A 24,795-nucleotide genomic window follows, 5' to 3' on the forward strand; every position below is an offset into this window, starting at 1 on the left:
CTTGGATGAGTTCATTCCAAGAGCAGCTGTCTTTTTTTAATCATTCGTTCGGATGTGACGCAGTGATTCAGCGAGCAAAGCGACAAGCGTCCCAAGTACGAGACCATTCGACATCAATGTCGTGACGAGTGGAGGTAAGTCAGCCGTCGCGCCTTTTGGGAGGAGTAACGAACCGATTCCGACGAGTAATGGAAGTCCGACTGTAATCATCGCTGTCTGTCGATTCAGTTCTCGCGAGGCTTCCGTGACACCAATGATCGCCATTCCTGCAACGATCGGAGCGACCATCGCATATCCGACCGCGACCGGAATCTTCGCAATCAGTCCGACGAATGGTGTGACGATACTGAGAAAAAGACAGATGACATTGGCGACCGCAAAGGCTCTACGGTCCGTGTTATCCGTTGAAGCGATAAAGCCAGCTGTTCCGGAAATCGCGACCGGACCAACTGTTCCGAACATTCCGGCGAAAATTTGTCCGATGCCGGCTGTGACACCCGCTGTCGCGACTTGCCCTTTGACCTGTTCGCCACGTTTTGCACTGATGATACGTTCAATGACTTTGATATTTGCCAGAACGTTTGTCATCAGTAACAATGAGATGATCAATGCTGTTGGAAGCAGGCTCCAGTCGAGATGAATGCCACCAAACGGCATCAGGTCTGGGAACGTAAAGAATGGACCGTCGAATGTTGGCATTTCGGCCCGACCGATCAAGGCGAACATACTCCAACCGACGAGCAAGGTAATCAATAACGCATACTGGCGTAACCGGTCACTGCGTTCAAGATACAGGGAGATGACGACAGTCAAAACAGAAATGATAGCAGGGAGTACCTGAATTTTTCCGTCTTCGATGTTGAGTAATCCCTTCATGACGGAACCGGATAACTGAGCAGATAACAGTAACATGTAAACACCGATGACTTGGGGCGTGAACAACGGAACAAGTCGACGCAGCACACCGGTCAGGGTTAGGATGATACAGATGATTCCGCTCAAAATCAGTAGAAAACCAAGGGATTGTAAAGTGTTGGAATAGCTGCCGTATAACGTGATTCCAATGGAGGAGTAGAGGGCAAAGACTCCCCACCAAATGCCGGCAGGTCCTTCCATGATCGGCAGACGGTGACCAAACAACACTTGAATGAGACTTAAAATCGCAAAAACGAATAAACAGCGTGAGAGGAAAGCGAGTGTATCTGCACTTGACAGTTCAAATGCGGCAGCAATCGCAAGCGGCGGGGCAATGTTAGTACAGATAATAAACAAAAACCACTGAATCGTGGAGACAACAGTACGTGGCAAAACAGATGATTCCCCTTTCGAATAACCGATACTTTTTTTATCTTAAACCAAATATTGAAAAAGAGATAGAGACGCTTACATTAACTGAAAATTCAAAAATTGTTTTTCATATGTGATTTAGCACATTTGATGGGGTACTGTAAAGAGAGGAGGGATGGCTATGAAAAAGTGGTTAAAACGGATTAGCATCGGACTCATCATTGGTTTGGGTATGCTAATTGCCGTCTTTATGATTTGGGCACAATTCGATTATGGTCCGACAAATGAAGCAAAACAGTATACCGGTGAGTCGGTGGGACAAGGATATCAGTTTGGGGATCCAGGAAGTGAAACCGGTTTTATATTTTATCAAGGGGCGAAAGTCGATCCTGCAGCGTACAGTTACATCGGTCATCAGTTAGCAGAAACAGGATACTTTGTGGCAATTCCCAAATTACCGTTTAATATCGCCTTGCTTGATTCAAAAGCCGGCTTATCCATTATCGAAGATCATCCCAAAATCAAACGTTGGTATCTGATGGGGCATTCGTTAGGCGGAAGTGCTGCTTCAACGATTTTGGAGGATAGTCCGAAAATCAACGGGATGATTTTTTTGGCTTCCTATCCGATTGACGCGATTGATACACCTTCGCTGACGGTGTATGGTGGGCGCGATGGAGTTTTGCCCGTAAAGGATATCGAAGCGAGTAAAGAAGACGTCCGGTCTGACGCAACGTTTCATTTGATCAAGGACGGAAACCATGCAAACTTCGGCATGTACGGCAAACAAAAAGGGGATATCACGAGCCCGTTGACGGCAAAAGAACAGCAGGATGAGACGATAGCGGTCATCGAAGAATTTTTGTCTGCCCAGTAAAAGGGGGGCCGATCGTTAAAAAATGGTTGAGTCACTTGACTCTTACAGGGAAAACGTTAGTTCCAGCATTGCGAGAGACAAAGTAGACCCTCTGTCTTTATCCATTTCCGGATAAAGCAGAGGGTCTACTGTCTCAAATGAGGAACGTACATGAATGTGTTAGTTACTTTGATGATACAACTGCTGCTCGGTTCAAGTGGAGTTTAAGTCAGTCGCCGTGATACTTCGTCAAGCGTCGGCAAGGCGACCATCGCTCCTTTGACGGATGCAGCAAGACCACCAGAAATCGCAGCAAAACGACCGATGTCCTGCAATTCATCTTCACCCCAATCAAACGAAAACGACCGGATGGCACACTGATGCAATAGACCAGACATAAACGCATCCCCTGCGCCTGTCGTATCGATGGCATCGACGGAAATAGCTTTGATTTCCGCCATCGACCGGTCCGTATAGAGAAGGGAACCTTCCGCACCACGTGTCACGGCGAGTAACCGAATTGGATATTCCGCTAATAATTCAGCGGCCCCTTCGTCGAGATTGGTTTGCCCCGTCAAAAAAGTCAGCTCTTCTTCTGCCAGTTTGACGATTTGCGCATCTGGTAAGACAGAACGAATCGTCGAACGGGCGGCATCTAAATCAGCCCATAACGATTCCCGTAAATTGGGATCGTACGAGATGGGGACATTCTGTTCTTTAGCCATCTCGATCGCGCGACGCGTGGCTTTAACCGAATCACCGGAGATCAAGGAAATCGACCCGATGTGTAACAAGTCGGCCTCGTCAAAGGAAGCAGGTAAATCTTTTTCGTGAAAACTCATATCGGCGCGATACGAATTGATGAATTCAAATGATCGTTCACCATCCGTTGCATTCGTGACGAGCACAAGTCCTGTTTTGTTCGCCGAATCAAAGACAAGATGGTCCGTTTTGACCCCGTAATGATGCAGGGTATCTTTTAAGAAATGTCCCATCGAATCGTCACCGACAGATCCAAGGAAGTAACTGTCTGCACCGAGCCGCGCTAAACCAACGGCGACATTTGCCGGAGCGCCACCTGGATTTTTTTGAAAGGTCAGATTGTCCGCATCTAAGGGGATTAAATCAATCAAGGCTTCGCCTAAACTAAAGATTTTCATAAGAATCGCTCCTTTTCGAAATCAGGTCGGATCCGTTCGACATGAAGGGCCATATAGCCGACTTCAGAAATCGGAACCGTCGTCTGTAATTCTTGCTCGAGCCAGCTTGCCATTTTTTCAGCACACTGAAACGCGTCGGTGTATCGTGTTTTGACCGCTTCTAAAATGACGTCGTCCATGTCGTGTAACGTTTGTCCTTGTTCAATCCGTGCCAAGACAAGTTTCATGTGGGTAAAAAAACGATAGTAGGTCATCGAGGTCGTCTCGATGGTCTGACCAAAAAAAGCTTCAATCTGTTCACGGAGTTCATTTAATAAGGTAGCCGTCTGAAGAGCCGTTGCCATATTCGGATGACGCTGACGGGCATTGTACAGGTGCAGGGCAATGTTTGCGGCTTCTTCTTTTGGCAAAGAAACAGCAAGTTGATCTTCGATGTGGGAGACCGCCCACTCCCCAATCTGGTACTCAGCGGTATAAAGCAAACGGATTTCTTCCGCTAACCGGTTGTGGACGACTAACTCTTCTCGAGCCAGACGGACAGCATGGGCGAGGTGGTCGGTCAGACTGACATGAATGTAGTCATGAAACGGTGTTTTGAGTTCCCCTTCTGCATAGGAAATGATCTGCTCCGACAAATCGATGATGTCGAGTGGGGTCGTCGTCAAGATTTCTTTGAACTGCTCTGCATTTTCAAAAGAAGGAATAAACATTTTTTCGATTTTCATCGGATCAACGGGATCCTTTTTCTTTTTACCGAAAGCAATGCCTGCTCCCATGATGATTCGTTCCTGACCGTGTTCTTTCGTAACGATGGCGTTATTGTTGAGGACTTTATAGATGATCAGTCTGCCCACCTCCTTTCTCTTTTCATTATAATGGTAATCCATGAATTAAGAAAACCAACAAATGCGACCCGAAGAGGACGCTCGACGGGTCGCACCATATTCGATTAGGCAGCTAAATCGGTTTGTTTTTGTTTCCGAGCATCAAGACGCATCAAGATGACTGTCGCGACAAACGCGGTTGCTACAGCGATTGCAAAACCAACCAGATAGTTGATTAAATTCGAAGCACCAAGTGGAGCGACGATGGCGATCATCGGAATACCCGTCAGACCGTAGGCATTTGCTGCGACTTGCGTCAAGACGACGTAACCACCGCCGATGGCACCACCGATCGCGCCGCCGATAAATGGTTTACCAAGTCGAAGATTGACCCCATAGATGACCGGTTCCGTAATCCCGAGGAAAGCGGAAAAAGCAGATGGCAGGGCGAGTGCTTTTAACTTCACGTTTTTAGTCATGAAATAGACAGCAAGTCCGGCGCCACCTTGAGCGACGTTTGCCATCGACCAGATCGGGAGCAAGAAGTTTTTACCGATACTCTTATCCGCGAGTAGTCCGGCTTCAATCGCGTGGAAACTGTGGTGCATTCCTGTGATGACGATCGTCGAGTAGAGACCACCAAACAACAATCCAGCGAAAACGGAGAATTGTTCGTAGAAGAAGACAAGAATGAATGAGATCCCTTTTCCGAGCAACGTACCGACCGGACCGATGACGATCAACGCGAGGAAACCAGTCACAAGAATCGTGACGAACGGCGTCACGAGTAAGTCAAGCGTTTCAGGTGTCCGTTTGCGGACCTGTTGTTCGATTTTTGCCATGACCCAAACCGTCAGGAGAACAGGGAAGACCGTTCCTTGATACCCGATCAATTCGATGTTCATTCCAAGGAACTTCATCACTTCCGGTTCACTGTTTCCGAGTGTCCACGGGTTCAGCAACGACGGGTGCGTCATGATGCCACCGATGACGGCACCGAGGTACGGATTCGCTCCGAACTCGCGTGCTGCCGAGAAACCAATCAAAATAGGTAAGATGATAAACGCGGAAGACGAGAACATATCGAGCAATTGAACGATGGCGGAGTCACCGCTGACCCAACCAAATGCTTTGATCATTCCGAGTAGCCCCATTAACAGACCGGCAGCGACGATTGCCGGAATGAGCGGCACGAAGACATTGGATAACGCACGGGCAAGCCGGGCGAATGGATTTAATTTTTGAGCAGCCGCTTTTTTGACGTCGAGCGGTTCTTCACCGTCTACCTGGACGCCCGCAAGCGGAGCAAATTCAGCAAAAACCTTATTGACGGTCCCTGTCCCGAAGATGATCTGGTATTGACCGGAACTGGAAAAGGCACCACTGACGCCGTCTAAATCCTCGAGGGCTGCTTGATCGACTTTTGATTCATCATGTAAGACAAGACGAAGACGCGTCGCACAATGGGCTGCTGTAATGATGTTTTCTCGACCACCGACTAACTCCAACACACGTGCCGCTGTTTGTTTATAATCCATGCTGATTCCTCCTTCAGGAAAGGTGTGCAGAGAGGACAGGTCACAAAAAAAGGCAAGACCGAACAACACCTCTAGAAACGAGATGCTGAATCGGTCTTGCCAGCCGTACTGTCACAATCCGCACTATTTACTTGTTGCCCTCATCATAAGGAGAAAAGAAAGCGTTGTCAACCGTTAAATCGGTTCTTTTTGAATGGAAATATCGACTTCGACCCCAAAGTGATCGGAAACGACAGGGGCGAAGACACCGTCAAAGACGACACCGACCCGGTCTACGTCAATTTTTCGGTTCGACAGAACTAAATCAATCCGTAACCCTTTTTGATTTTCTTCCCAACCATCGATTTTTCCTTCGACGGTCTCGACGCCGACCGTTTCTTGTGCCAATAAAAAGACATCATGAAGTCCACGCTGCATCATATAATCGTACCCTGTCCCACGCTCGAGCGCATCATTATTGAAGTCCCCTAAAAACAAGGTCCATTCGAGGGGATCCATCCGCGCAATCAGATGATTGAATTGTTCGCTGAACGGTTCATCCGCATCTTCCCACCAACCGAGGTGACACGAGTTGAATGTAATCTGGGTGCCTGCGACATCGATCGTCGCCCGGACGATTTTTCGGGATTTCCAATCCATCGTATCTTGACTCCGGCTGATATAATACGTATCGGATTTTAAAATCGGATGTTTCGTCAGGATGGCGAGACCTTCCTCGTAGGCATCATATCCGATATGCGAAAAGTCCCAGACGAAGGAATAGTTCATCCCTTGCTCGAGCAGTGCCTGCTGAATCAAGTAGACGAAATTATCTTCTCGAACGTTATCGTAGAGAATCGGGGTATCCATCAGCTGACTGACTTCCTGTAAGGCAATCACATCGTAATCCTGTTGAATGATTTGCGTGACGATTTGATTCAATTTATCGAGTTGCTGTTCTTCTTGCCAAGAATGGCAATTTAACGTGAGTAATCGCATCTGTTGTTCCTCCTGATTTTCAATAAAGAAAGGTGAAACTCATGATGAGCTTCACCTTTTCTTATTTACCCTAATTGTTTTGGTTTATGCGCCGATTCGATCTTGGATATCAGATTTCAAGACATCCGCTTTTGGACCGTAAATGGCTTGCACGCCATTATTTTTCAGGATAAGACCCAGTGCACCATTTGATTTCCAATCGGACTCAGGTGCAACGAGGTTTGGATCTTTCACCGTGACACGCAAGCGTGTCATGCAGGCATCCACTTCCTCGATGTTTGCTTGACCACCCAGTAACCCGATGATGCGTGCTGCTTGTGATTGATCCGTCGTTGCAGCAGCTTCGTTCGAAGCTTGAGCACCGTCAGCCACAACTACGTCATCGAGGTAGTTTCCGTTACGCCCCGGTGTCGCATAGTTGAACTTTTTGATGACGAAACGGAACGTAAAGAAGTTCAAGAAGAAGAAGAAGATACAGACACCGATGAAGCGGATCAGGTCACCCATCAGACCGGCTTTCGCAATCAGCGGAATCCGTGTCAACAATTCGATTGCCCCGAATGCATGGATCCGAAGATGCATGACGTCAGCCAGCGCAAAGGCGACTCCCGTCAAGACAGCATAGACGACGTAAAGGACCGGTGCGATGAACATGAACATGAATTCGATCGGCTCTGTGACACCCGTCAAGAAGACAGCAAGACCAGCAGATAAGAAAACCGGTTTGTATGCTTTCTTTTTATCTTCGTCAACAGACATGTACATGGCAACCGCGACACCGATTAAAGAAGCAAGTGATGTGACGACTTGGCCTTCTTTGAAACGAGCTGGAACGACACTGTTGATTAAGTCATTGTAACCTTGTGTGTTGCCCGCTTGTTTTAAGTTGACGAGATCGGTGATCCAGGCAAGCCAGAGCGGGTCTTGACCAGCGACCGTCGAACCTTGTGCAGCACCAGTTAAAATTTTATACGTACCACCAAGTTCCGTGTAGTTCATTGGAACTGTCAACATATGGTGGAGACCAAACGGTAAGAGGAGACGCTCAAGCGTTCCGTAGACGAATGGTGCAAGGATGGGAGCTGTATCACGTGAAGTGGCGATCCAGCGTCCGAAGTCATTCAGTAACCCTTGAACGAACGGCCAGACGAGTGATAAGGCGAATGCTGCAACGACTGATCCACCGATGACGACAAACGGGACAAACCGTTTTCCGTTAAAGAAGGCGAGGGCATCCGGTAATTTACTGAAGTTATAGAACTTGTTAAACAGTACGGCTCCGAGGAAACCGGAAATGATCCCGACGAATACTCCCATATTCAGAGCGGGTGCACCAAGAACAGAAGTGAAATAATCTTTCACGATTAAGTCAGAACCAAGCAATGAAGTGACGGTTGCCTTTGGATCAGCAAGCATCGTTGAATTGACACCAAAGATCGCACCTGTGACACGGTTGACTAAGATGAAGGCGAGCAAAGCAGCAAAGGCTCCACCAGCCCGTTCTTTTGCCCACGATCCACCAATGGCGACCGCAAAGAGCACATGGAGGTTAGTGATGATGGCCCAACCTAAATCCTCAACGATTCTTGCAATCGTTTGCATCAATGCAAGATCACCGCCGTACATCCCGATCAGCTTCCCGATTGAAATCATGATTCCAGCAGCCGGCATGACTGCTATGACTACCATTAGTGCTTTTCCTAGCTTTTGCCAGAAATCAAATGAAATCTTATTTTTCATGTGTCTCACTCCTCTATGTAGCTATTATTTATCTAATTAGTGCAAACAATGTAAGCGATTAATGCAACCGCTTGCACTTAGAATTGTAAGCGATAACTTTTTAAAAAGCTAGTCCTTTTTTATGATTTATCTGAAATAATATTTCATATCATGAATAGTACGAAAGAGAGAGGTGTTGAAAAATAAAAATCGGGAATAAGTTAACAGGAACAAAAGCGGAGAAGGGTGTGCTTAGAAAAGGAGACGGAATCATGAGTGAAACGATAAGTCCGCTTGCGAATTATGGAGAACGGATTCGCACATTACGTGAGCGACAGGACATCGATCTCGAGCAGTTGGCTGAATTGACAGAGACGACACCGGAAATGATGGAACGGATTGAGCGGAGCATCGCCCATCCTTCATTCGCGATGATCGAACGGCTAGCAAAAACACTTAATGTCCCTTACGATCATTTACTGCGACATATTTGGCCCGCAAAGATGATCCGTCAGCAGGAAGAACGGACAAAAATCATTGATTTACCGTCTAGTTAACGAATCAAAAAATCCTCCTTTGCCATACCGGCAGAGGAGGATTTTTGAGGACTTAACGGTTGTCGATCGTTTCTGGATATAAGTCGTGATTGAAGAGGCGATGTTCTGCCATCTGCTCATATTTCGTATCAGGTTTTCCATAATTGTAATACGGATCAATTGAGATGCCGCCACGTGGTGTGAACTTACCCCATACTTCAAGATAACGGGGTTCCATCAGTTTGACGAGATCTTTTCCGATGACATTGATACAGTTTTCATGGAAGTCGCCATGATTACGGAAACTAAATAGATATAGTTTCAGTGATTTCGATTCGACCAATTTTTCGTCCGGGATATACGAGATGTAGATCGTCGCAAAATCCGGTTGGTTTGTAATCGGGCAAAGGCTAGTAAATTCAGGTGCATTGAATTTGACGAAATAATCGTTTTCCGGGTGACGGTTCGGGAACGCTTCAAGCACTTCCGGTTGGTATTCAAAAATGTACGGGACGGACTTTTGACCAAGTAAGGACAAATCGTTTAAATCTTCTGGACGCATAATTAATCTCCTTAGACGCCACGGTCGTTCGCGAAAACGAGGGCATGTAGTTGGGGTAAGACGCGGGCATGATTAAATCGTTCATCGTCTGCAACACGTTCCCATAAAGTTTTTAAGCCGGATAACATCCGTGGTGCAATCGTACCTTGTTCCGCCGGATCCGGATTACCGAGTGATAAATAAAGGGTCTTCAAAGCATAACGTTCGGAAATGGCAGCAGCAAAATCGAGATCGGACTCATCGAAGATCACGATTTTGACCGCACGCTGTTGCTCCGGTAAACGTTTAAAGAATACATCAAGACGATCATAATCAACCGTCATCCCACTCGAAGGGGGTTTTGGACTGATCGTGACGTCTTCGATATCGAGGACCCAGTTTTGCCAATACGAGCCTTGTGTTTCGACGGACATCGTGATGCCACGTGTCTTCAGGGCATCAACGAGTGTTCCGATTGACGCGTGCAGTAAGGGGTTACCGCCCGAAATCGTCACATGACCGTAAGAACCGAGAGCGTCGAGTCGTGTGAGGATCTCTTCTGCCGTCAGGAGATCAGGTTTTTCTGATCCGTCCCATGTAAAGGCAGAGTCACACCAAGCACAGGAATAATCGCAACCACCCGTTCGGACGAACATCGTTTTTTGACCAATCGATCGTCCTTCCCCCTGAAACGTCGGACCAAAGATTTCAAGGACTGGCATCTTTGGTGTTTTTTTTAGTTGAGTCATGACTCAAGCATCCATTCCCGGCGGACTTCGGCAAAAGCAGTGGGTGTTTCATACAACTTGACGAACTCGACACGCAGACCACGTTCGTCCGGGAGATGTTTTCCGAGTGTCTCGAAGATCCAAGCCGACATATTCTCAGCCGTCGTATTCATGTAAGGGAGAGACTCGTTCAAGTACCGGTGATCGAGTAACGGTTCAAGGTGTTCCTTAAAAATCTTTTTCAAGTCCCCAAAGTCGAGTGTCATCCCACGGTGATCCAAAAATCCGCTGATTCCAAGATCGACATGGTACGTGTGACCATGGAGGGCACGGCATTTTCCATCATAGTCATACAGATGGTGTGCTGCATCAAACGTCAATTTTTTGACGATCATGACACGTGATGTTGTATAGATAAGCGAGTCGCCCGTCGGACGCTCGACCGTTTCCGGTGCTTCATAGTTGAATTTCATGTATGTTGAACCTCCTCGATGTAGGCATCTAAGCCTTTTTTCCGTAATTCACAGGCTGGGCAATCGCCGCAACCATCCCCGATGATTCCGTTGTAACACGTCAATGTCCGCTCGCGGACAAAATCAAACGCGCCGAGTGAATCAGCTAATGCCCATGTTTCTTTTTTATCGAGCCACATGAGCGGAGTATGAATCACGAATGGATAATCCATCGCGAGGTTAAGTGTCACGTTTAGTGACTTGATGAAGGCATCACGGCAGTCCGGATAACCGGAGAAGTCGGTTTCACACACACCCGTAATGATATGGCGAATCCCACGTCCTTTTGCGAGGACAGCAGCGAAAGACAGGAATAGATGGTTCCGTCCATCTACAAACGTAGAGGGCAGTCCATCTTCGTTTGTCGTGATCGATTGTGAGTGGTCAGTCAAAGAATTACTCGTTAATTGACTGAGGAGCGAGAGGTCGAGCTCATGGTGTTTGACACCGAGTTCAGCTGCGATGGTGCGGGCGACATCAAGTTCTGCCGCATGACGTTGTCCATAGTTGAAGGTAACGACTTCGACTTCGGAATAATCCTTGATTGCCTGAAACAGACAAGTCGTCGAGTCTTGACCACCACTAAAGACGACAAGAGCACGTTCATTTTTCATAGTTTACACTTCCCATTCCTAGTTTTTGTGACGGAGGAGGTTACGAACTCCGGAGACATAGTCTCAACTATTCACACTAGCAGAAGCTGTCTGAAAAGTCGACTGACAATCAAGGGTTTTCTAAGACAAAAAACACCCTTGAACGAAAACCGTCCAAGGGTGGAGAAATCATAAAGGATAATGGTAATACCGTTCTTTGACAAGCAAGTCACGGATGTTGGAGTCTTCCGAGATGACTTTCATCAAACCACCTGTTTGTGAAGCGTGCGCGTGGAGAGCTTCGATTTTTTGATCGGTGTAAGCACTGACATCATGGATGAAAGAACCTTCGCCGAGCTCATCTTTTGTATTGTTGGCGAACGCAACCGCTAAAAATTCCGGACGGTCTGCCTCATCGATTGCCCGTAGTGCCCGAACGACAGCACGTGCTGTCGCTTCATGATCCGGATGGACAGCATATCCCGGATAAAAGGAAATCAAGCGAGTGGGACGAGTTTGCTCAATCAAACGACCGATGCGTTCCGCAAGCATCGCTTCATCTTCGAATTCGACCGTCTTGTCGCGTAATCCCCACATCTGCAAATCAGAAATCTTCATCTTTTCGGATGCAGCGATCAATTCACGTTTTCGGATCGTTGCCAGTTGTTCCCGATTGGTAAAGACGGGCCGTCCCATGTTGCGTCCCATTTCACCAAGTGTCAAACAGGCATATGTGACGGGGCCGCGGTTTTCAGCATGCTCGATAATCGTTCCAGCTGAGCTGAACGCTTCATCATCCGGATGAGGGAAGATGACGAGGAGATGATCCTGTTCATTATAAGCCATCATTCTACCTCCTCTGCGCCTTGCGCGAATGGTGTCGGGCTGAGTTCAAAGGCGATTGCGAGACGTCCTTCGATATCATGTCCCGCAATCAAGAGCTGATCACCTGCGAACTCATAATCGGTCAATCCTTCTCCGTACAGCCAACCGTGCGCGAGTTTCAACCCGATTCGGTACGGACCGTTTCCGGTGATCAATCCACGTTCATAGATGATTTCAGCATTACGGAAAAACATGCCGGCGCTGTGGAACGTCGGATCCTGGTGCGTCGCGTAAGCCCCGTTCGTCGTTTCGACGTGTACGTAAAGTGGTGTGTTGGCGTACTTGTCGATGTAGTCTTGAACAGCTGTTAAATCAAGTGCTTGCATAGTGTTTCCCCTTTCGTATACAGAAAGAAGTCCGCGAATGGTTGCGCGGACTTCTTGAGCGATTAAGACGTTACTGTACGATGAGCAGCGTGGTCAGTCGGACCGACATATTCATTCAAACGGAATGAATGACGAATCGCAGATGTGATAAACGATTTCGCTGTGCGGACCGCTTGTTCCACAGAAGCTCCTTTTGCGAGTTCAGCCGTAATCGCAGCAGAGTAGGTGCATCCTGCTCCGTGCGTGTACGGTGTCTCAATGCGCTCGTCCTCAATTAGGATAAACTCTTTTCCATCATAAAGCACGTCAACTGCTCGCGGTGATCAATCTTGCTGCCGCCTTTGACAAGTACATATTGTGCCCCTTTTTCATGAATCCGAGCAGCTGCTAGTTTCATCTCATCAATCGTCGAAGGAGTTTTCCCGAGACCGGATAATTGACCCGCTTCGAAGACATTCGGTGTCACGACTGTTGCGAGTGGTGTCAGGATGTCGCGTAGCGCGTTAGCCGTATCCGGGTTCAAGACTTCATCTTCCCCTTTACAGACCATGACCGGATCGATGACGATGTTTTGAACACCAGATGATTTGATTTTCTCGGCAACGACTTCAATGATTTCGACAGTCGGGAGCATACCCGTCTTCATCGCATCTACACCAATTCCTCCAAGGACCGTATGGATTTGTGTCCGGACGAGTTCGGCATCGATTGGGTAAACCGCATGGTGCCAAGCGTTGTCAGGATCTTGAGCAACGATGACGGTCAACGCATTCATTCCGTAGACTTCAAGTTCTTGGAACGTCTTTAAATCAGCTTGAATACCCGCGCCGCCACTCGTGTCAGAACCGGCAATCGTTAAGGCTTTACGTTTTGTCATGTGGAATTCCTCCTAAATAAAATCAGCATGTCTTCTTGCCATCAATCATAGCGAATTATGGACAAAGCGACAACTCCAGGAGCTTAATCGCTATGGAAAAATCCCCATCTAGTCGTGCTAGATGGGGAGTGGGTATTATTTAATGAAAAGGAAATCGAGGATGTAGTAAATGAGCGCCGCTACTGCCATTGAAATTGGAAGAGTGATGACCCATGTAATCAGCATCCGTTGTGCGGTACCCCATTTGACACCTTTTTTCCGGTGTGATGTACCAACACCAAGAATGGCGGAAGAAATGACGTGTGTCGTTGAGACGGGCAAGTGAATTGCTGTTGCACCAAAGATGATGGCAGCAGACGTTAAGTCGGCCGCAACCCCGTTGACAGGACGGATTTTCATGATCTGTCCACCGACGGTTTTAATGATACGCCATCCACCAACTGATGTCCCAAGACCCATCGCGATCGCACATGATAATTTAACCCAAAGTGCTACGTCGTGATCTGTTTGGTAACCGGATGAAATCAGAGCGAGCGTGATGATTCCCATTGCTTTTTGGGCATCGTTCGTTCCGTGTGTATAAGATTGAAGGGCTGCTGTCGCAATCTGCATATGACGGAAACGACGATTCGTCTTCGCCAGATTTCCCTTCTTAAAGACCACTTTAAAAATACCGTAAACGATAAAACCAAGCGTAAAGGCAAGAATTGGTGAAAGGATTAAAGCTTGAATAATTTTTAAAATTCCTTTTGCTTCGATACCACCAAAACCAACAGAAGCGATTGCAGCACCGGCGATTGAACCAATCAACGTATGCGAAGAACTGGACGGGATACCGAAGTACCAAGTCAAGAGATTCCAGGCGATGGCTGAGAGTAAAGCAGCGATGACGACATAACTACCGTGCTGAAGTGTTGACGGATCAACAATATCACTAGAAATTGTTTTGGCGACACCAGTAAACGTAATTGCACCTAAAAAGTTCATCGTCGCCGCAAGGATGATGGCGTGACGTGGTTTCAAAGCACGAGTCGACACCGAAGTCGCAATCGAGTTCGCTGTATCGTGGAAACCATTAATGAAATCGAAGCTAAGTGCGAGAATCACGATTATGGCGGTGATGATAAACAGACTATCCATCTCGTTAGCTCCTCACTTATGCGTTTTTCATGATGATCGTTTCAATGACGTTTGCTGCGTCTTGGCAGTAATCGGCAATTGACTCGAGCGACTCATAAATTTCTTTATATTGAATGATTTTAATGGGGTCGGTTTCAGTAGCAAACAAGGCTTTGATTGATTTACGACGTAAGTTATCACAAATCGTTTCTTGTTCTTTTACTTTAATGACATGTTCGCGCATCGGTTGAAGTTTACGTGCGACCAAAAGATCCATCGCTAACGCAAGTTCGTTGACAGCGAGATGAATTTCGTCAACAAATCGAATCATATGTTCATCTGCACGAACGATATTATAAATTTCGAAAATCGCTGAGCATTCTTCGAAGCCATCCAGAACGTCGTCGAGAGAGTTAGCAAGCGCTAATAGATCCTCACGGTCAATCGGTGTGATGAATGCATTGTTCAAGTCGATGATCAGTTGGTGCATCAAGTCATCACCAGCAGTTTCAAAGTCTTTTACTTTATGGGCGAATTCTTTGACATCTGCAATTCCATTAATTTTAAAGTCGACAAAAAATTGTGACGTTTGTTGCAGGTGTCCTGCAATCTCGGATAATTTCATTGCGAATGGATCTTGTTTTTTATTGAACATTTCTTCTGCCTCCATATTAAGAACGAGAATAGTGAAGTGACTTCACGAGTTCGATTGTATCAGACGCTATTGTAAAAGAATACAACTATACCCGGTCTTTACGAAATCTTAATAAATCTTAATATTAATCAGATTGATGATTTAACAAAAGATTCAAATTCGTGAAAATAATGTGGTTTTTCTTATTTTTACAGAGGGAAAACGTGTTTTCACTTGGGTTTGAGAAGGGAATAGAAGAAAAGCAGGAAAAAAGAACAGAAAAAGCGAATAATTAGTAAAGTAAAGAACAGGCAAGTCAGTTAGAATGATGTAGTGGAAAGAGGAGGACGTTTTGTATGCTCGTTCAAAGTTTATGTATTCCTAAGCACCAATGTGTCAAAGTTTCGGAGACGGCAACGCTTCGAGAAGCTTTACAGACTTTAGAAGAGACCGGATACCGGTGTGTCCCTGTCCTTGACCAAACGGGTCAACAGTTTAAAGGGAACATCTATAAAATGCACATTTATCGTCACGGGATGAATGGTGGAAGTCTGGACGACAATGTCATGACATTAATCAAAAACACCTCTAAGTTCATCTATACGGGCAGCAACTTCTTTGAGGTATTCTTCTCGATCAAAGAACTTCCGTACATCGCGGTCTTAAATGATGACGGACAATTTTTCGGGATCTTACCGCACGGGAAAATGCTTGGGATGCTCGAAGAAGCATGGAACCGTGATTCAGGTAGCTACGTGTTAACGGTCGCGCTGAGTGAACAAAAAGGTGCACTCGAGAAAATCGCGAAAATCGTTAATAAGTATTCGACAGTCGCGAGTTTAATGACACTCGATGCGAAAAGTAGTGTCATGCGCCGTGTTTTGATCACGTTACCAACAGACTGTGATGAGAAAACGAAAAAGAAGATCGTCAAGAAGTTAAATGAAAAAGGACTCCGTGTCGTAGCTGTTGAAGACTTGGCAGTTCGTGTATAATCAGTAATACATTCAAAAGGGCCAGTGTCGACTGGTCCTTTTTTTGTTGGGAGGAAGAGAAATGAAAATTTTAATGGTCGGTGCAGGTTCGATGAGTGAATCGTTAGTCAAGGGATGGATTGATTCCGGAATTTCTCCACAATCCATCACGATGACCAATCGGGCAGATCGGTCGCGTCTTGTCACGTTAGCTGATCAATATGGAGTTCAGACGACGACGGATGAACAGATTGAACAGTATGATGTCGTCGTGTTAGCGATGCAACCAGAGGGTGTCCTTGGTTACGTCAGTCAGAAAACATGGACAAATCAATTGGTGATATCGGTTGCAGCCCACATTACACCGCTAGAAATCGAGACGGTTACAAACTGTGGAGCCGTTTCTGCCATGCCCAATACGCCCGTTGCGTTTCGAACAGGTATGACTGGACTTTGGTTTGGTGAACAGTTATCCGAATCCCACCGACAACAGACGATCGAGTTGTTTGAGCGGGTCGGCGAAACCGTCGAAACCAATCACACGACCATGCCATATTTGATGGCAGCAGCAGGATGCAGCCCGGCTTTTTTCTATGAAATCGTTGGAGCGATGACACCAGTCCTGACGGGAGCCGGTTTTGATGAACAGGCGGCACGTCGGATCATTGCCCAAGCGATGAAAGGATCGGCAGAACTGCTTCTGCACGAAGACCGACCAACGGCGGCATTAATTGAAGATGTAGCGGCTCCGGGAGGTCCGACCGATCGCGGGGTGCACGTTTTACGTGAGCATCACATATCGCAGGCGATGTATGCGGCATTGATGGAAAGTGCACGTGAGGAAAGCTGAGCAAACATATTTCAAACGTCCACATGAACAAAGAATCATGTGGGCTTTTTGTTGTCTAGACCTCGGTTACGGTCAAACCAATGGGGTTCAAGAAGTGCTGTTTCACGTGAAACATCGATTTAACCTTGCATTATCAGTGAAGAATTCGTATATTTAAAAAAGAAACCGTCCAGACGGTACAGTAAAATAGAAAGGAGAAAGATGATGGTCAGTGCAAAAGCGTTAGAAACAAGACGTCGGATCACGGATGCGACGGTTCAAATCATGTTGACCCGGGGTTTTCCACAACTGACGCTCGAAGAAGTGGCGAAACAGGCGAATGTATCAAAAGGTGGACTGTTGTATCATTTCGCTTCGAAAGAGGAACTGTTGATGGGTGTGATTGAAGAACAAGAAGCACGCCAGTTTCAGCAGTACCAAACGTACCGCGAACAAGGTCTCGGTCAAATGGAAGCATTCGTCATGTTACAAGCGCAACACGAGGAAGAATTTTGTTTAGACATTGATACCGTCTTGTTTTTATTGTCTCTTCTAAAGGAAAACGCAGCATTCGTAGAAGAACGAAAAAAACAAGTCCATCAATTTTTCAATCAGTTGATTGAAAACATGGATCCGGTCGAAGCGATGATGATTCGTTTTACGTTAGATGGCTTAAAGATGTCGGAACACTTTCAGTTCGGACAACCAGCACCAGACCTTCGACACGCCTTGATTGAACGTTTACTTCGACAAGCGCGTACGATTGATCAGGCAGCAAAAAAACAGAATTAAATTGAAAAAGAAGAGAGAGAAGGCGAATCCTTACCATGAAGCGTATCATTCAATTTTCAGTCAATAACAAGTTTGCACTTTGGTTGCTGACGATTATCATCACAGTTGCCGGAATTTATGCCGGAACGACGATGAAACTCGAGACGTTACCAGACATCACGACACCAACTGTCTCGGTGACGACGATTTATCCAGGTGCGACACCAGAACAAGTCTTGGATGAAGTCAGTCGTGAACTCGAAAGTAAAGTCGAGAATCTAAGTGGTGTCGACACAGTTCGTTCGTCATCTTTCCAAAATGCATCGAATCTTCAAATCGACTACAGTTTCAGTACCGATATGGATGAGGCGGAACAAAAAGTCAAAGAAGCTTTAGCGAACGTCGAGTTACCGGAAGGGGCGCAAGAACCACAAGTGTCTCGCATCTCCTTTGATGCGTTTCCTGTCATCGGATTTGCTGTGTCAGACGAAAAACGTTCCCTGTCTGAGTTAACGAAATTGGTTGAAAATGAACTGCAACCGAAGCTCGAAGGAATTGACGGCGCACAGACGGTGCAAATCGCCGGGCAAGAGATCCGTCGCATCGAGATTCAGTTCGATGACGAAAAATTACAGCAGTATGGATTGACGGAAGATAACGTCAAGCAACTGATTCAAGCCAACGATTCACGATTGGCATTAGGACTATATGAGTTAGGGGATACAGAACAAGCGGTTGTCCTAGACGGAAAAGCGACGACGGTCAACGAATTGAAAAACCTTCGTCTGCCGTATACACCGCAACAATCGCCTACATCAGGTCAGGTACCTCCTGGAGCGACAGAAACACCAACACAAGCACCAAACGCGGCAACGACGAATCCTGCCGCTTCAACACCAAGTACGCCGACACAAGTGCCGACTGTCAAATTGTCACAGCTCGCGACAATCGAGGATAAAGGAATCGAAGAATCGATTTCCCGTTCGAATGGAGAACGTTCGATTGGTGTCCAGGTGACGAAAGCGCAGGACGCAAATACGGTCGAAGTCGTGAGCGCGGTAAAAGAAACGATCCAAACATTTGAAAAAGAAAATGATTCGGTCCAAGCATCCGTGACCTTGGACCAAGGAAAACCGATTGAAGAATCAGTTTCGACGATGATTAGCAAAGCGTTGATTGGTGCCTTATTTGCGGTCATCATCATCTTATTGTTCTTGCGTAACATCAAATCAACGGTGATTGCTGTCATCTCCATTCCGTTGTCACTCTTGATGGCCATTCTTGTCCTGAAACAGTTGGACATCTCACTCAACATCATGACGTTAGGTGCGATGACTGTTGCGATTGGTCGTGTCGTCGATGACTCGATCGTCGTCATTGAAAACATCTATCGCCGATTGACCGATCCGTCTGAGCCGTTAAAAGGCAAGGCACTGATCATCGACGCGACACGTGAAGTGTTCATTCCTGTTGCCTCGTCGACAATCGTCACGATTGCCGTGTTCTTACCACTGGGCTTCGTCACAGGATTTGTCGGTGAACTGTTCCTTCCGTTTGCCTTAACGGTCGTCTTCGCGCTGTTTGCGTCCTTAATCGTTGCTGTGACGGTAGTTCCGATGTTTGCCGATTCATTATTCAAACGCGGTAAAGCACCGAAACCAGAAAAAGAGGATGGAGGCAAATTAGCGAATTGGTATCGAGGTGTTCTCAACTGGTCGTTAAACCATAAGATTGTCGTGTTTGGTCTCGCAGTCTTATTGCTGATGGGTAGTTTTGCGCTCGTTCCTGCAATCGGAGTCAACTTCTTGAATCAAGAGAGTGAAAAAACGTTTTATGTCACCTATAATCCGAAGCCAGGCCAAACGTTAGAAGATTCATTACAAGCAGCTGATCAAGCGGAAGCTTACTTCGATCAACAAAGCAATGTCGATAATCTTCAGTTCACGGTTGGTGGGGAAAACCCGTTAAATCCGGGAAATACAAAACAAGCCGTTTTCATCGCCCAGTATGATCCGGATACAGCAGATTTTGCGGATGTGAAACAACAAGCGATTAAACAATTGAACAAAGAGATTCCGACTGGAGAATGGAAAGAGCAAGACTTTAGTGGCGGCGCCGCTTCGTCCGGTGTCTCGTATTCGATCTATGCCAACTCGATTGAAGATTTACAAACGATGACACCGAAGTTCGTCAAAGCAATTGAAGGCGAATCCAAATATGTTCGGAAAGTCACGACCGATTTAAAAGAGTCATATACCCAGTACACGTTTGAAGTCGATCAACAAAAAGCGGCGGAATTCGGGGTCTCGACTGCTCAGTTGGCTCAAGGAATCGCTAACGTGCAAGGAGAAGAAAAACCACTTTCTACTATAAAAGTAGACGGGAAAGAGTTAGACGTCATCGTTCCAAACGAACAAACGACGTATGATTCAATCAATGATTTACAAAAAACCGATGTCACGACGCCACTTGGTGTCCGAAAACTGTCGGATTTCGTCTCGGTCAAAAAAGGAACGACACCTGACTCGCTCAGTGAGCGGGACGGCAAACTCGTCGCGACCGTCACAGCCGAACTAAAAACCGATAAAGCAACAGAAGCGTCAGAAGCCATCGATCAAACGGTCAAAAAAATCGATCTTCCAACAGGCGTGTCGTATGAAGCAGGTGGGGTGACGGAGCAGATCCAGAAATCCTTCACACAACTCGGACTTGCGATGGCAGCAGCAGTTGCAATCGTCTATCTGGTCTTAGTCGTGACATTTGGTGGAGCATTGACACCGCTCGTCATCTTGTTCTCGCTTCCGTTTGCGATCATCGGTGGATTACTTGCCCTCTTGATCACAGGCGAAACGATTTCCGTTTCTTCCTTGATCGGTGCATTGATGCTGATCGGTATCGTCGTAACGAATGCGATCGTGCTGATTGACCGCGTCATTCATAAAGAAAAGGAAGGTCTTGCTACACGTGAAGCATTACTTGACGCGGCAGGGACACGACTTCGTCCGATCTTAATGACAGCTCTTGCGACGATTGGCGCCTTATCACCTCTGGCACTCGGACTTGAAGGAGGAGCGTTGATTTCGAAAGGACTAGGTGTGACCGTCATTGGTGGATTAACGAGTTCAACGTTATTGACACTGTTGATCGTACCGATCGTTTACGAATTCTTCGCACGTTTTCGGAAAAAGAAGTCAATTGATTAAGTAGAATGAAAAGAAGGACAACGAAACAGGAATCATAAAATGGCTTCAGATTGCCGTTTTATGACCTGTTTTTTTATTTTTCAGAAAAATATTACTTGGTATGTCTACAATGCATTAGGAAAGTCCTTACCACGAACAGCTTCTGCACAATACGGGGTAACGAAACGGACAGCACCGACCGCTGGGGATCTTGTATTTTTCACACACGGCAGTGGGATTCAGCATGTCGGAATCGCTGTTGACGGATCAACGATGATCAATGCCAACTCGTATTATGGACAAGTCGTCAAGGAATCTTTCCGGAGCGGGTATGGGGGTTCATGTTACGTCGCTGCCGGATCGTTGTAAAAACTGTACGCTCAAAAACCCGCTCTTGACGCATTTGCGAGACAAGAAGCGGGTTTCGTTTGTTATTTCACACAAAGTATAGAGGCGGTCGTCCCATTTTTGAGTGTAGTCGGGATTTCCGTTTGAGGATGTTGCTGCCAACTATCACTGATGGCGATCGAAAAGGCATGCCGCCCGATTGTCTCGTAAGGAACAGCGACCGTCGTCAGATTCAGGACGACAGCCAGGTCACTGCCATCAAATCCGATTACGGCTAAATCCTCCGGTATCCGGTATCCTTGTTCACGAAGTTCTAAAATGATGCCGGCAGCGACATGATCACTTGCCGTCAAAATGGCTGTTGGACGCTGAGACTGATTCAGCCAGGCTCTTGCTACGTGTGCACCGTCCTCGATCGTCAATGCCTGTTCATAAATCCACTCCGGTCGTGCGTCGTCGCTCACGGTATCTTGATAGGCTTGTTTTCGGGCCAAACTATTCGTACTGTCCGGTCGTCCGAGACAGATACCGATTTCTGTATGGTGAAGAGACTGTAATGCCTTCAATCCTTTTTGGAATGCCGTATAGTGGTTGATGTAGACGGAAGAAGCGTGGGGATGGTATTCACAAAAAACAATCGGACCATATTGTTCGTACTGGAGAATCTCGTCCACGGACAGACTGTGTGAGACGATAATCAATCCGTCAACCTCACGTTGGGCCAGCGCCTTTAGAACGGTATGTTCATGTGACTCGACATAGTTCGTCTGCCAGGTCAAAAACCGATATCCTTCTTCAAAGGCACATCGCGCAATCCCTTGCAAGATGGCGGCATGATAAGGATGATCGACGAAAGGCAACATGACCCCGATCGTATGGGTTTGACCGGTCGACAGATGGACGGCCGTTTGATTTCGGATATAACCGAGTTTCTGAATGGCAGCCTGCACGGCCTGGCGTTTGTCATCCGCGACATACGGATGATCATTTAAGACACGCGAGACCGTCGTCACTGAAACATGTGCTTCACGTGCCAAGTCACGAATGTTCGTCATGAAAAGTTCCCCCTAAAGATCGTTGGATAATTGTTGGTGGATTTGAATCCAATTTTGTTTTGTGATGGTTTCTTCAAGTCGCGTGGACCGTTCGATTTGTTCTGCAATTTTTTGAAGAAGCATGACTTGTTCTGTTGGCAACAAATCTGGATATTGATCAATTAACGTATGTTTGCAGAGATAATAACCGGTCGGTGTATAAAGTTGTTCAATTGCTAACTCAAAGGCCACATTGTTTTTCACAAGACGCTGTAAGGATTTTTGAAATGACATGATTAGACCTCCCTTGTAGTGTATATCAAGACCTTAATCTATGGAACGCGTTTCACGGCAAGGAAAAAGTGAACGCCACGTCGAAAGTAAGTAAAATTCGGACTGGAATTGACCAATGGAAAAAAGAGGTCTATGATTGTTTCGAATCAAGATAAAGAGGGGCGAACGTAAAATGGAATCGACAGACTCGAAGCTGGCATTAAAAATGCTCGTTGTTCTATCTCGTACGATGCACGCAGTAACGGAACAAGTGAAGGTCGACATCAAGACACATCAGTTGAACTCATCCGAATTTGGTGTTCTTGAATTGTTGTACCACAAGGGAGATACACCGCTTCAACAAATCGGTGATAAAATCTTATTAACAAGCGGCAGTGTGACATATGTCGTCGATAAATTAGAAAATCGTGGGCTTCTCGCGCGGCGCTCCTGTCCGACGGATCGCCGAGTGACCTTTGGGACATTGACGGAAGCAGGACAAACGTTAATGGAAGAAACGTTCCCGAAACATGAAGCGTTTTTGACAGATTTATTCAGTGATCTTTCGATTCCAGAAAAAGAACAGTTGATTGAGCTACTGAAACGGGTGGGTCATAGAGCCGATCACTATACACATGTGGAAAAAACCTAATCGTCAATGATTAGGTTTTTTTTTGAGCTTATAGTCAAGGTGATTCGGTTCGGGGGCAGTTTCTTTTTGATTCTTTGAAATCAAACTAATTGACAAACGAAAACCCTGTTGGTATATTTACTTACAGAAATTACTTTAGATAAAAAGGGGAAATAAAAATGACTAAATTACTTTATGTAACTGTAAACCCGAAATCGACAGAACACTCGTTTAGCCTTCAGGCTGGTGAAGCTTTCCTTGAGAGCTACAAAGCTGCTAACCCGAATGCTGAAGTACAAGTTCTTGATCTTTATAATGAAGACGTCCAAGAAATCGATACAGACGTATTAAGCGCATGGGGCAAATTCGCAACAGGCGAAGCGCTTTCGGAAGTTGAAATCGCGAAAGTCGGGACGATGACGAAACACCTTGAGCAGTACATGGAAGCAGACGAATATGTATTCGTTACGCCAATGTGGAACTTCTCATTCCCGGCACGTCTCAAAATGTACATCGACAGCGTTCTTCTTGCGGGTAAGACATTTGCTTACACAGCAGAAGGTCCTAAAGGATTGATGGAAGGCAAAAAAGCACTCCACATCCAAGCAACAGGCGGTGTCTACACAGGGTCAGGTCTTAACTTCGGTGATGACTACCTCCGTCAAGCACTTGCTTTCACAGGTGTAACGGATTACAACTCATTGTTCATCGAAGGTATGGCAATGAACCCTGAAAAAGCAGAAGAAATCAAAGAAGAAGCAATCGCGAAAGCAAAAGAACTTGGTCATTCGTTCTCAACGGTCAACGCATAAGAAAATGAAAAATCCTGCTTTCCATTATGGAGAGCAGGATTTTTTTCGTCAAAGATGCGATTTTTTTCGGAAGACAAGCAACACGAACAGCAACAAGTCTTTTAACTTTTCGAATCCACGTGGATGACTGGAGATTCGGTAGAGCCATTCCAGTTTGAGTGTCCGAAACAGCTTTGGTGCTCGTTTACTATGACCGGACCAGACATCAAAGGCACCACCAACACCGATGAAGAGACCGTGATCGACTTGATCATACACGGATGCAATCCATTGTTCCTGTTTGGGTGCCCCAAGTGCAACCAGGATTAGATCCGCTTGAGCAGCTTTAAGGGCTGTTGCCGCTTCTGCTTCTTTTCCGAATCCATGAAATGTCCCGACGAACTGAATGTCCGGGAAGCGGATGGCTAGTTGTTTGATCAATGATTTCATGACTTCCGGGCGTCCCCCAAGTAAAAATACACGTTTTTGCAGTGTATCCGCCGTGCGCAACAGCTCTCGGGCGGTTTCGATACCGGGTAACGTGGCCGTCAAGGGTTCGCCCATTCGTTTGCTTGCCGCCGTCACGCCAATCCCGTCAGGCGTAATGAACGTCGCCTGTCGCAATATGCGATTGTAAGCGGGGTCACGTAACGAACGTAAGACAAGTTCCGGGTTGGCCGTCACTAGAAAGGCTTTTTCATTATTGTGTAAAAGGGTTTTAATATGGGTATACCATGTCGACGGTGTTGCGTTGACAAAAGGTAAACCAAATAACTGGATTGTTTGAATCATCTTTATTCCACCTCATTACCCATCATAGCAGAATCAAGCGGAAGGAACAGAGGCTTG

26 protein-coding genes and 1 pseudogene are annotated in these 24,795 nt (G+C 46.4%); 9 read left to right on the forward strand and 18 right to left on the reverse strand.

Annotated elements, in window-relative coordinates; genetic code table 11:
* Positions 1 to 36 precede the first annotated feature (36 nt).
* Entirely contained in the window at positions 37 to 1,308 is a 1,272-nt protein-coding gene (locus KNQ13_RS08660) for a purine/pyrimidine permease (RefSeq protein ID WP_014971628.1), read from the reverse strand.
* Positions 1,309 to 1,468: 160 nt separating this feature from the next.
* On the opposite strand from KNQ13_RS08660, the gene KNQ13_RS08665 reads away from it, so the two are divergent.
* Positions 1,469 to 2,164, forward strand: a complete 696-nt coding sequence (locus KNQ13_RS08665; RefSeq protein WP_026830419.1) for an alpha/beta hydrolase — start codon at positions 1,469 to 1,471, stop codon at positions 2,162 to 2,164.
* Between the two features lie 203 nt (positions 2,165 to 2,367).
* On the opposite strand, the gene KNQ13_RS08670 is transcribed toward KNQ13_RS08665, so the two are convergent.
* The 5 genes from KNQ13_RS08670 to KNQ13_RS08690 all read right to left on the reverse strand — a co-directional run bounded on the left by KNQ13_RS08670 (position 2,368) and on the right by KNQ13_RS08690 (position 8,383).
* Entirely contained in the window at positions 2,368 to 3,303 is a 936-nt protein-coding gene (locus tag KNQ13_RS08670) for a carbohydrate kinase family protein (RefSeq protein WP_014971625.1), read from the reverse strand.
* Positions 3,300 to 4,157: a PRD domain-containing protein gene (locus KNQ13_RS08675; RefSeq protein WP_014971624.1), complete on the reverse strand. Its 858-nt coding sequence runs from the start codon at positions 4,155 to 4,157 to the stop codon at positions 3,300 to 3,302. The genes KNQ13_RS08670 and KNQ13_RS08675 overlap by 4 nt, the downstream gene beginning before the upstream one ends.
* Positions 4,158 to 4,252: 95 nt before the next feature.
* Positions 4,253 to 5,665 (reverse strand): sucrose-specific PTS transporter subunit IIBC, encoded by a 1,413-nt coding sequence (locus KNQ13_RS08680; protein ID WP_026830417.1) that lies wholly within the window; start codon positions 5,663 to 5,665, stop codon positions 4,253 to 4,255.
* A gap of 174 nt (positions 5,666 to 5,839) precedes the next feature.
* A complete protein-coding gene (locus tag KNQ13_RS08685) occupies positions 5,840 to 6,643 on the reverse strand; it encodes an endonuclease/exonuclease/phosphatase family protein (protein ID WP_014971622.1) in 804 nt (267 codons plus the stop codon).
* 84 nt (positions 6,644 to 6,727) lie between these two features.
* Positions 6,728 to 8,383, reverse strand: a complete 1,656-nt coding sequence (locus tag KNQ13_RS08690; protein ID WP_026830416.1) for a PTS transporter subunit IIBC — start codon at positions 8,381 to 8,383, stop codon at positions 6,728 to 6,730.
* A gap of 251 nt (positions 8,384 to 8,634) precedes the next feature.
* Between KNQ13_RS08690 and KNQ13_RS08695 the strand changes: the two genes are divergently transcribed.
* Positions 8,635 to 8,919 carry a helix-turn-helix domain-containing protein gene (locus tag KNQ13_RS08695; protein ID WP_014971620.1) on the forward strand — a complete coding sequence of 95 codons (285 nt, stop codon included), beginning with the start codon at positions 8,635 to 8,637 and terminating at the stop codon, positions 8,917 to 8,919.
* A gap of 52 nt (positions 8,920 to 8,971) precedes the next feature.
* Here the strand turns inward: KNQ13_RS08695 and queF are convergent, their stop codons facing one another.
* From queF to KNQ13_RS08740, 9 genes and pseudogenes are all read right to left on the reverse strand, one after another.
* A complete protein-coding gene (gene queF / locus KNQ13_RS08700; protein WP_014971619.1) occupies positions 8,972 to 9,460 on the reverse strand; it encodes a preQ(1) synthase in 489 nt (162 codons plus the stop codon).
* A gap of 11 nt (positions 9,461 to 9,471) precedes the next feature.
* Positions 9,472 to 10,188: a 7-carboxy-7-deazaguanine synthase QueE gene (gene queE, locus KNQ13_RS08705; protein WP_026830415.1), complete on the reverse strand. Its 717-nt coding sequence runs from the start codon at positions 10,186 to 10,188 to the stop codon at positions 9,472 to 9,474.
* Positions 10,185 to 10,640, reverse strand: coding sequence for a 6-carboxytetrahydropterin synthase QueD (gene queD, locus KNQ13_RS08710; protein WP_014971617.1), 456 nt, complete (start codon positions 10,638 to 10,640; stop codon positions 10,185 to 10,187). The genes queE and queD overlap by 4 nt, the downstream gene beginning before the upstream one ends.
* Entirely contained in the window at positions 10,637 to 11,293 is a 657-nt protein-coding gene (queC, locus tag KNQ13_RS08715) for a 7-cyano-7-deazaguanine synthase QueC (RefSeq protein WP_014971616.1), read from the reverse strand. Before queC ends, queD begins: the two co-directional genes overlap by 4 nt.
* A 168-nt stretch (positions 11,294 to 11,461) precedes the next feature.
* Complete coding sequence (bshB2, locus tag KNQ13_RS08720) at positions 11,462 to 12,118, reverse strand: bacillithiol biosynthesis deacetylase BshB2 (RefSeq protein WP_034774097.1); 657 nt, start codon at positions 12,116 to 12,118, stop codon at positions 11,462 to 11,464.
* Positions 12,118 to 12,483: a YojF family protein gene (locus tag KNQ13_RS08725; protein ID WP_014971614.1), complete on the reverse strand. Its 366-nt coding sequence runs from the start codon at positions 12,481 to 12,483 to the stop codon at positions 12,118 to 12,120. The genes bshB2 and KNQ13_RS08725 overlap by 1 nt, the downstream gene beginning before the upstream one ends.
* 62 nt (positions 12,484 to 12,545) lie before the next feature.
* Positions 12,546 to 13,360 (reverse strand): annotated as a pseudogene (locus KNQ13_RS08730) (bifunctional hydroxymethylpyrimidine kinase/phosphomethylpyrimidine kinase).
* A gap of 135 nt (positions 13,361 to 13,495) precedes the next feature.
* A complete protein-coding gene (locus KNQ13_RS08735; protein ID WP_014971612.1) occupies positions 13,496 to 14,500 on the reverse strand; it encodes an inorganic phosphate transporter in 1,005 nt (334 codons plus the stop codon).
* Between the two features lie 16 nt (positions 14,501 to 14,516).
* Positions 14,517 to 15,134 carry a DUF47 domain-containing protein gene (locus KNQ13_RS08740; protein ID WP_026830413.1) on the reverse strand — a complete coding sequence of 206 codons (618 nt, stop codon included), beginning with the start codon at positions 15,132 to 15,134 and terminating at the stop codon, positions 14,517 to 14,519.
* A gap of 335 nt (positions 15,135 to 15,469) precedes the next feature.
* Here KNQ13_RS08740 and cbpA point away from each other — a divergent pair, with 335 nt between their 5' ends.
* From cbpA to KNQ13_RS08765, 5 genes are all read left to right on the forward strand, one after another.
* Complete coding sequence (gene cbpA, locus KNQ13_RS08745; RefSeq protein ID WP_014971609.1) at positions 15,470 to 16,108, forward strand: cyclic di-AMP binding protein CbpA; 639 nt, start codon at positions 15,470 to 15,472, stop codon at positions 16,106 to 16,108.
* Positions 16,109 to 16,169: 61 nt separating this feature from the next.
* A complete protein-coding gene (locus KNQ13_RS08750) occupies positions 16,170 to 16,937 on the forward strand; it encodes a pyrroline-5-carboxylate reductase family protein (protein ID WP_026830412.1) in 768 nt (255 codons plus the stop codon).
* A 204-nt stretch (positions 16,938 to 17,141) separates the two neighbouring features.
* Positions 17,142 to 17,708, forward strand: a complete 567-nt coding sequence (locus KNQ13_RS08755) for a TetR/AcrR family transcriptional regulator (RefSeq protein ID WP_026830411.1) — start codon at positions 17,142 to 17,144, stop codon at positions 17,706 to 17,708.
* A 35-nt stretch (positions 17,709 to 17,743) separates the two neighbouring features.
* A complete protein-coding gene (locus tag KNQ13_RS08760; protein WP_026830410.1) occupies positions 17,744 to 20,890 on the forward strand; it encodes an efflux RND transporter permease subunit in 3,147 nt (1,048 codons plus the stop codon).
* A 60-nt stretch (positions 20,891 to 20,950) separates the two neighbouring features.
* Positions 20,951 to 21,238 (forward strand): C40 family peptidase, encoded by a 288-nt coding sequence (locus KNQ13_RS08765; protein ID WP_236624349.1) that lies wholly within the window; start codon positions 20,951 to 20,953, stop codon positions 21,236 to 21,238.
* A gap of 62 nt (positions 21,239 to 21,300) precedes the next feature.
* Here the strand turns inward: KNQ13_RS08765 and KNQ13_RS08770 are convergent, their stop codons facing one another.
* Both KNQ13_RS08770 and KNQ13_RS08775 read right to left on the reverse strand, forming a co-directional pair.
* Complete coding sequence (locus KNQ13_RS08770; RefSeq protein ID WP_051590470.1) at positions 21,301 to 22,272, reverse strand: LacI family DNA-binding transcriptional regulator; 972 nt, start codon at positions 22,270 to 22,272, stop codon at positions 21,301 to 21,303.
* A gap of 12 nt (positions 22,273 to 22,284) precedes the next feature.
* A complete protein-coding gene (locus tag KNQ13_RS08775) occupies positions 22,285 to 22,545 on the reverse strand; it encodes a hypothetical protein (RefSeq protein ID WP_014971605.1) in 261 nt (86 codons plus the stop codon).
* Between the two features lie 172 nt (positions 22,546 to 22,717).
* Between KNQ13_RS08775 and KNQ13_RS08780 the strand changes: the two genes are divergently transcribed.
* Positions 22,718 to 23,176 (forward strand): MarR family winged helix-turn-helix transcriptional regulator, encoded by a 459-nt coding sequence (locus KNQ13_RS08780; RefSeq protein ID WP_014971604.1) that lies wholly within the window; start codon positions 22,718 to 22,720, stop codon positions 23,174 to 23,176.
* Between the two features lie 158 nt (positions 23,177 to 23,334).
* Entirely contained in the window at positions 23,335 to 23,967 is a 633-nt protein-coding gene (locus KNQ13_RS08785; RefSeq protein WP_014971603.1) for an NAD(P)H-dependent oxidoreductase, read from the forward strand.
* Positions 23,968 to 24,015: 48 nt separating this feature from the next.
* On the opposite strand, the gene KNQ13_RS08790 is transcribed toward KNQ13_RS08785, so the two are convergent.
* Positions 24,016 to 24,738 (reverse strand): WecB/TagA/CpsF family glycosyltransferase, encoded by a 723-nt coding sequence (locus KNQ13_RS08790; protein WP_014971602.1) that lies wholly within the window; start codon positions 24,736 to 24,738, stop codon positions 24,016 to 24,018.
* Positions 24,739 to 24,795: the final 57 nt, after the last annotated feature.

Origin of the sequence: Exiguobacterium sp. s128 (assembly GCF_018618815.1) — a bacterium.
GTDB classification, from domain to species: Bacteria; Bacillota; Bacilli; order Exiguobacteriales; family Exiguobacteriaceae; genus Exiguobacterium_A; species Exiguobacterium_A antarcticum.

Excerpts from the sequence above, each read along its gene's own strand:
- KNQ13_RS08665 (WP_026830419.1), top strand. The coding sequence starts at position 1,469 with ATGAAAAAGTGGTTAAAACGGATTAGCATCGGACTCATCATTGGTTTG.
- KNQ13_RS08670 (WP_014971625.1), bottom strand. The coding sequence starts at position 3,303 with ATGAAAATCTTTAGTTTAGGCGAAGCCTTGATTGATTTAATCCCCTTA.
- KNQ13_RS08680 (WP_026830417.1), bottom strand. The coding sequence starts at position 5,665 with ATGGATTATAAACAAACAGCGGCACGTGTGTTGGAGTTAGTCGGTGGT.
- KNQ13_RS08685 (WP_014971622.1), bottom strand. The coding sequence starts at position 6,643 with ATGCGATTACTCACGTTAAATTGCCATTCTTGGCAAGAAGAACAGCAA.
- KNQ13_RS08690 (WP_026830416.1), bottom strand. The coding sequence starts at position 8,383 with ATGAAAAATAAGATTTCATTTGATTTCTGGCAAAAGCTAGGAAAAGCA.
- KNQ13_RS08695 (WP_014971620.1), top strand. The coding sequence starts at position 8,635 with ATGAGTGAAACGATAAGTCCGCTTGCGAATTATGGAGAACGGATTCGC.
- queF (WP_014971619.1), bottom strand. The coding sequence starts at position 9,460 with ATGCGTCCAGAAGATTTAAACGATTTGTCCTTACTTGGTCAAAAGTCC.
- queE (WP_026830415.1), bottom strand. The coding sequence starts at position 10,188 with ATGACTCAACTAAAAAAAACACCAAAGATGCCAGTCCTTGAAATCTTT.
- queD (WP_014971617.1), bottom strand. The coding sequence starts at position 10,640 with ATGAAATTCAACTATGAAGCACCGGAAACGGTCGAGCGTCCGACGGGC.
- queC (WP_014971616.1), bottom strand. The coding sequence starts at position 11,293 with ATGAAAAATGAACGTGCTCTTGTCGTCTTTAGTGGTGGTCAAGACTCG.
- bshB2 (WP_034774097.1), bottom strand. The coding sequence starts at position 12,118 with ATGGCTTATAATGAACAGGATCATCTCCTCGTCATCTTCCCTCATCCG.
- KNQ13_RS08725 (WP_014971614.1), bottom strand. The coding sequence starts at position 12,483 with ATGCAAGCACTTGATTTAACAGCTGTTCAAGACTACATCGACAAGTAC.
- KNQ13_RS08735 (WP_014971612.1), bottom strand. The coding sequence starts at position 14,500 with ATGGATAGTCTGTTTATCATCACCGCCATAATCGTGATTCTCGCACTT.
- KNQ13_RS08740 (WP_026830413.1), bottom strand. The coding sequence starts at position 15,134 with ATGTTCAATAAAAAACAAGATCCATTCGCAATGAAATTATCCGAGATT.
- cbpA (WP_014971609.1), top strand. The coding sequence starts at position 15,470 with ATGCTCGTTCAAAGTTTATGTATTCCTAAGCACCAATGTGTCAAAGTT.
- KNQ13_RS08750 (WP_026830412.1), top strand. The coding sequence starts at position 16,170 with ATGAAAATTTTAATGGTCGGTGCAGGTTCGATGAGTGAATCGTTAGTC.
- KNQ13_RS08755 (WP_026830411.1), top strand. The coding sequence starts at position 17,142 with ATGGTCAGTGCAAAAGCGTTAGAAACAAGACGTCGGATCACGGATGCG.
- KNQ13_RS08760 (WP_026830410.1), top strand. The coding sequence starts at position 17,744 with ATGAAGCGTATCATTCAATTTTCAGTCAATAACAAGTTTGCACTTTGG.
- KNQ13_RS08765 (WP_236624349.1), top strand. The coding sequence starts at position 20,951 with ATGACCTGTTTTTTTATTTTTCAGAAAAATATTACTTGGTATGTCTAC.
- KNQ13_RS08770 (WP_051590470.1), bottom strand. The coding sequence starts at position 22,272 with ATGACGAACATTCGTGACTTGGCACGTGAAGCACATGTTTCAGTGACG.
- KNQ13_RS08775 (WP_014971605.1), bottom strand. The coding sequence starts at position 22,545 with ATGTCATTTCAAAAATCCTTACAGCGTCTTGTGAAAAACAATGTGGCC.
- KNQ13_RS08780 (WP_014971604.1), top strand. The coding sequence starts at position 22,718 with ATGGAATCGACAGACTCGAAGCTGGCATTAAAAATGCTCGTTGTTCTA.
- KNQ13_RS08785 (WP_014971603.1), top strand. The coding sequence starts at position 23,335 with ATGACTAAATTACTTTATGTAACTGTAAACCCGAAATCGACAGAACAC.
- KNQ13_RS08790 (WP_014971602.1), bottom strand. The coding sequence starts at position 24,738 with ATGATTCAAACAATCCAGTTATTTGGTTTACCTTTTGTCAACGCAACA.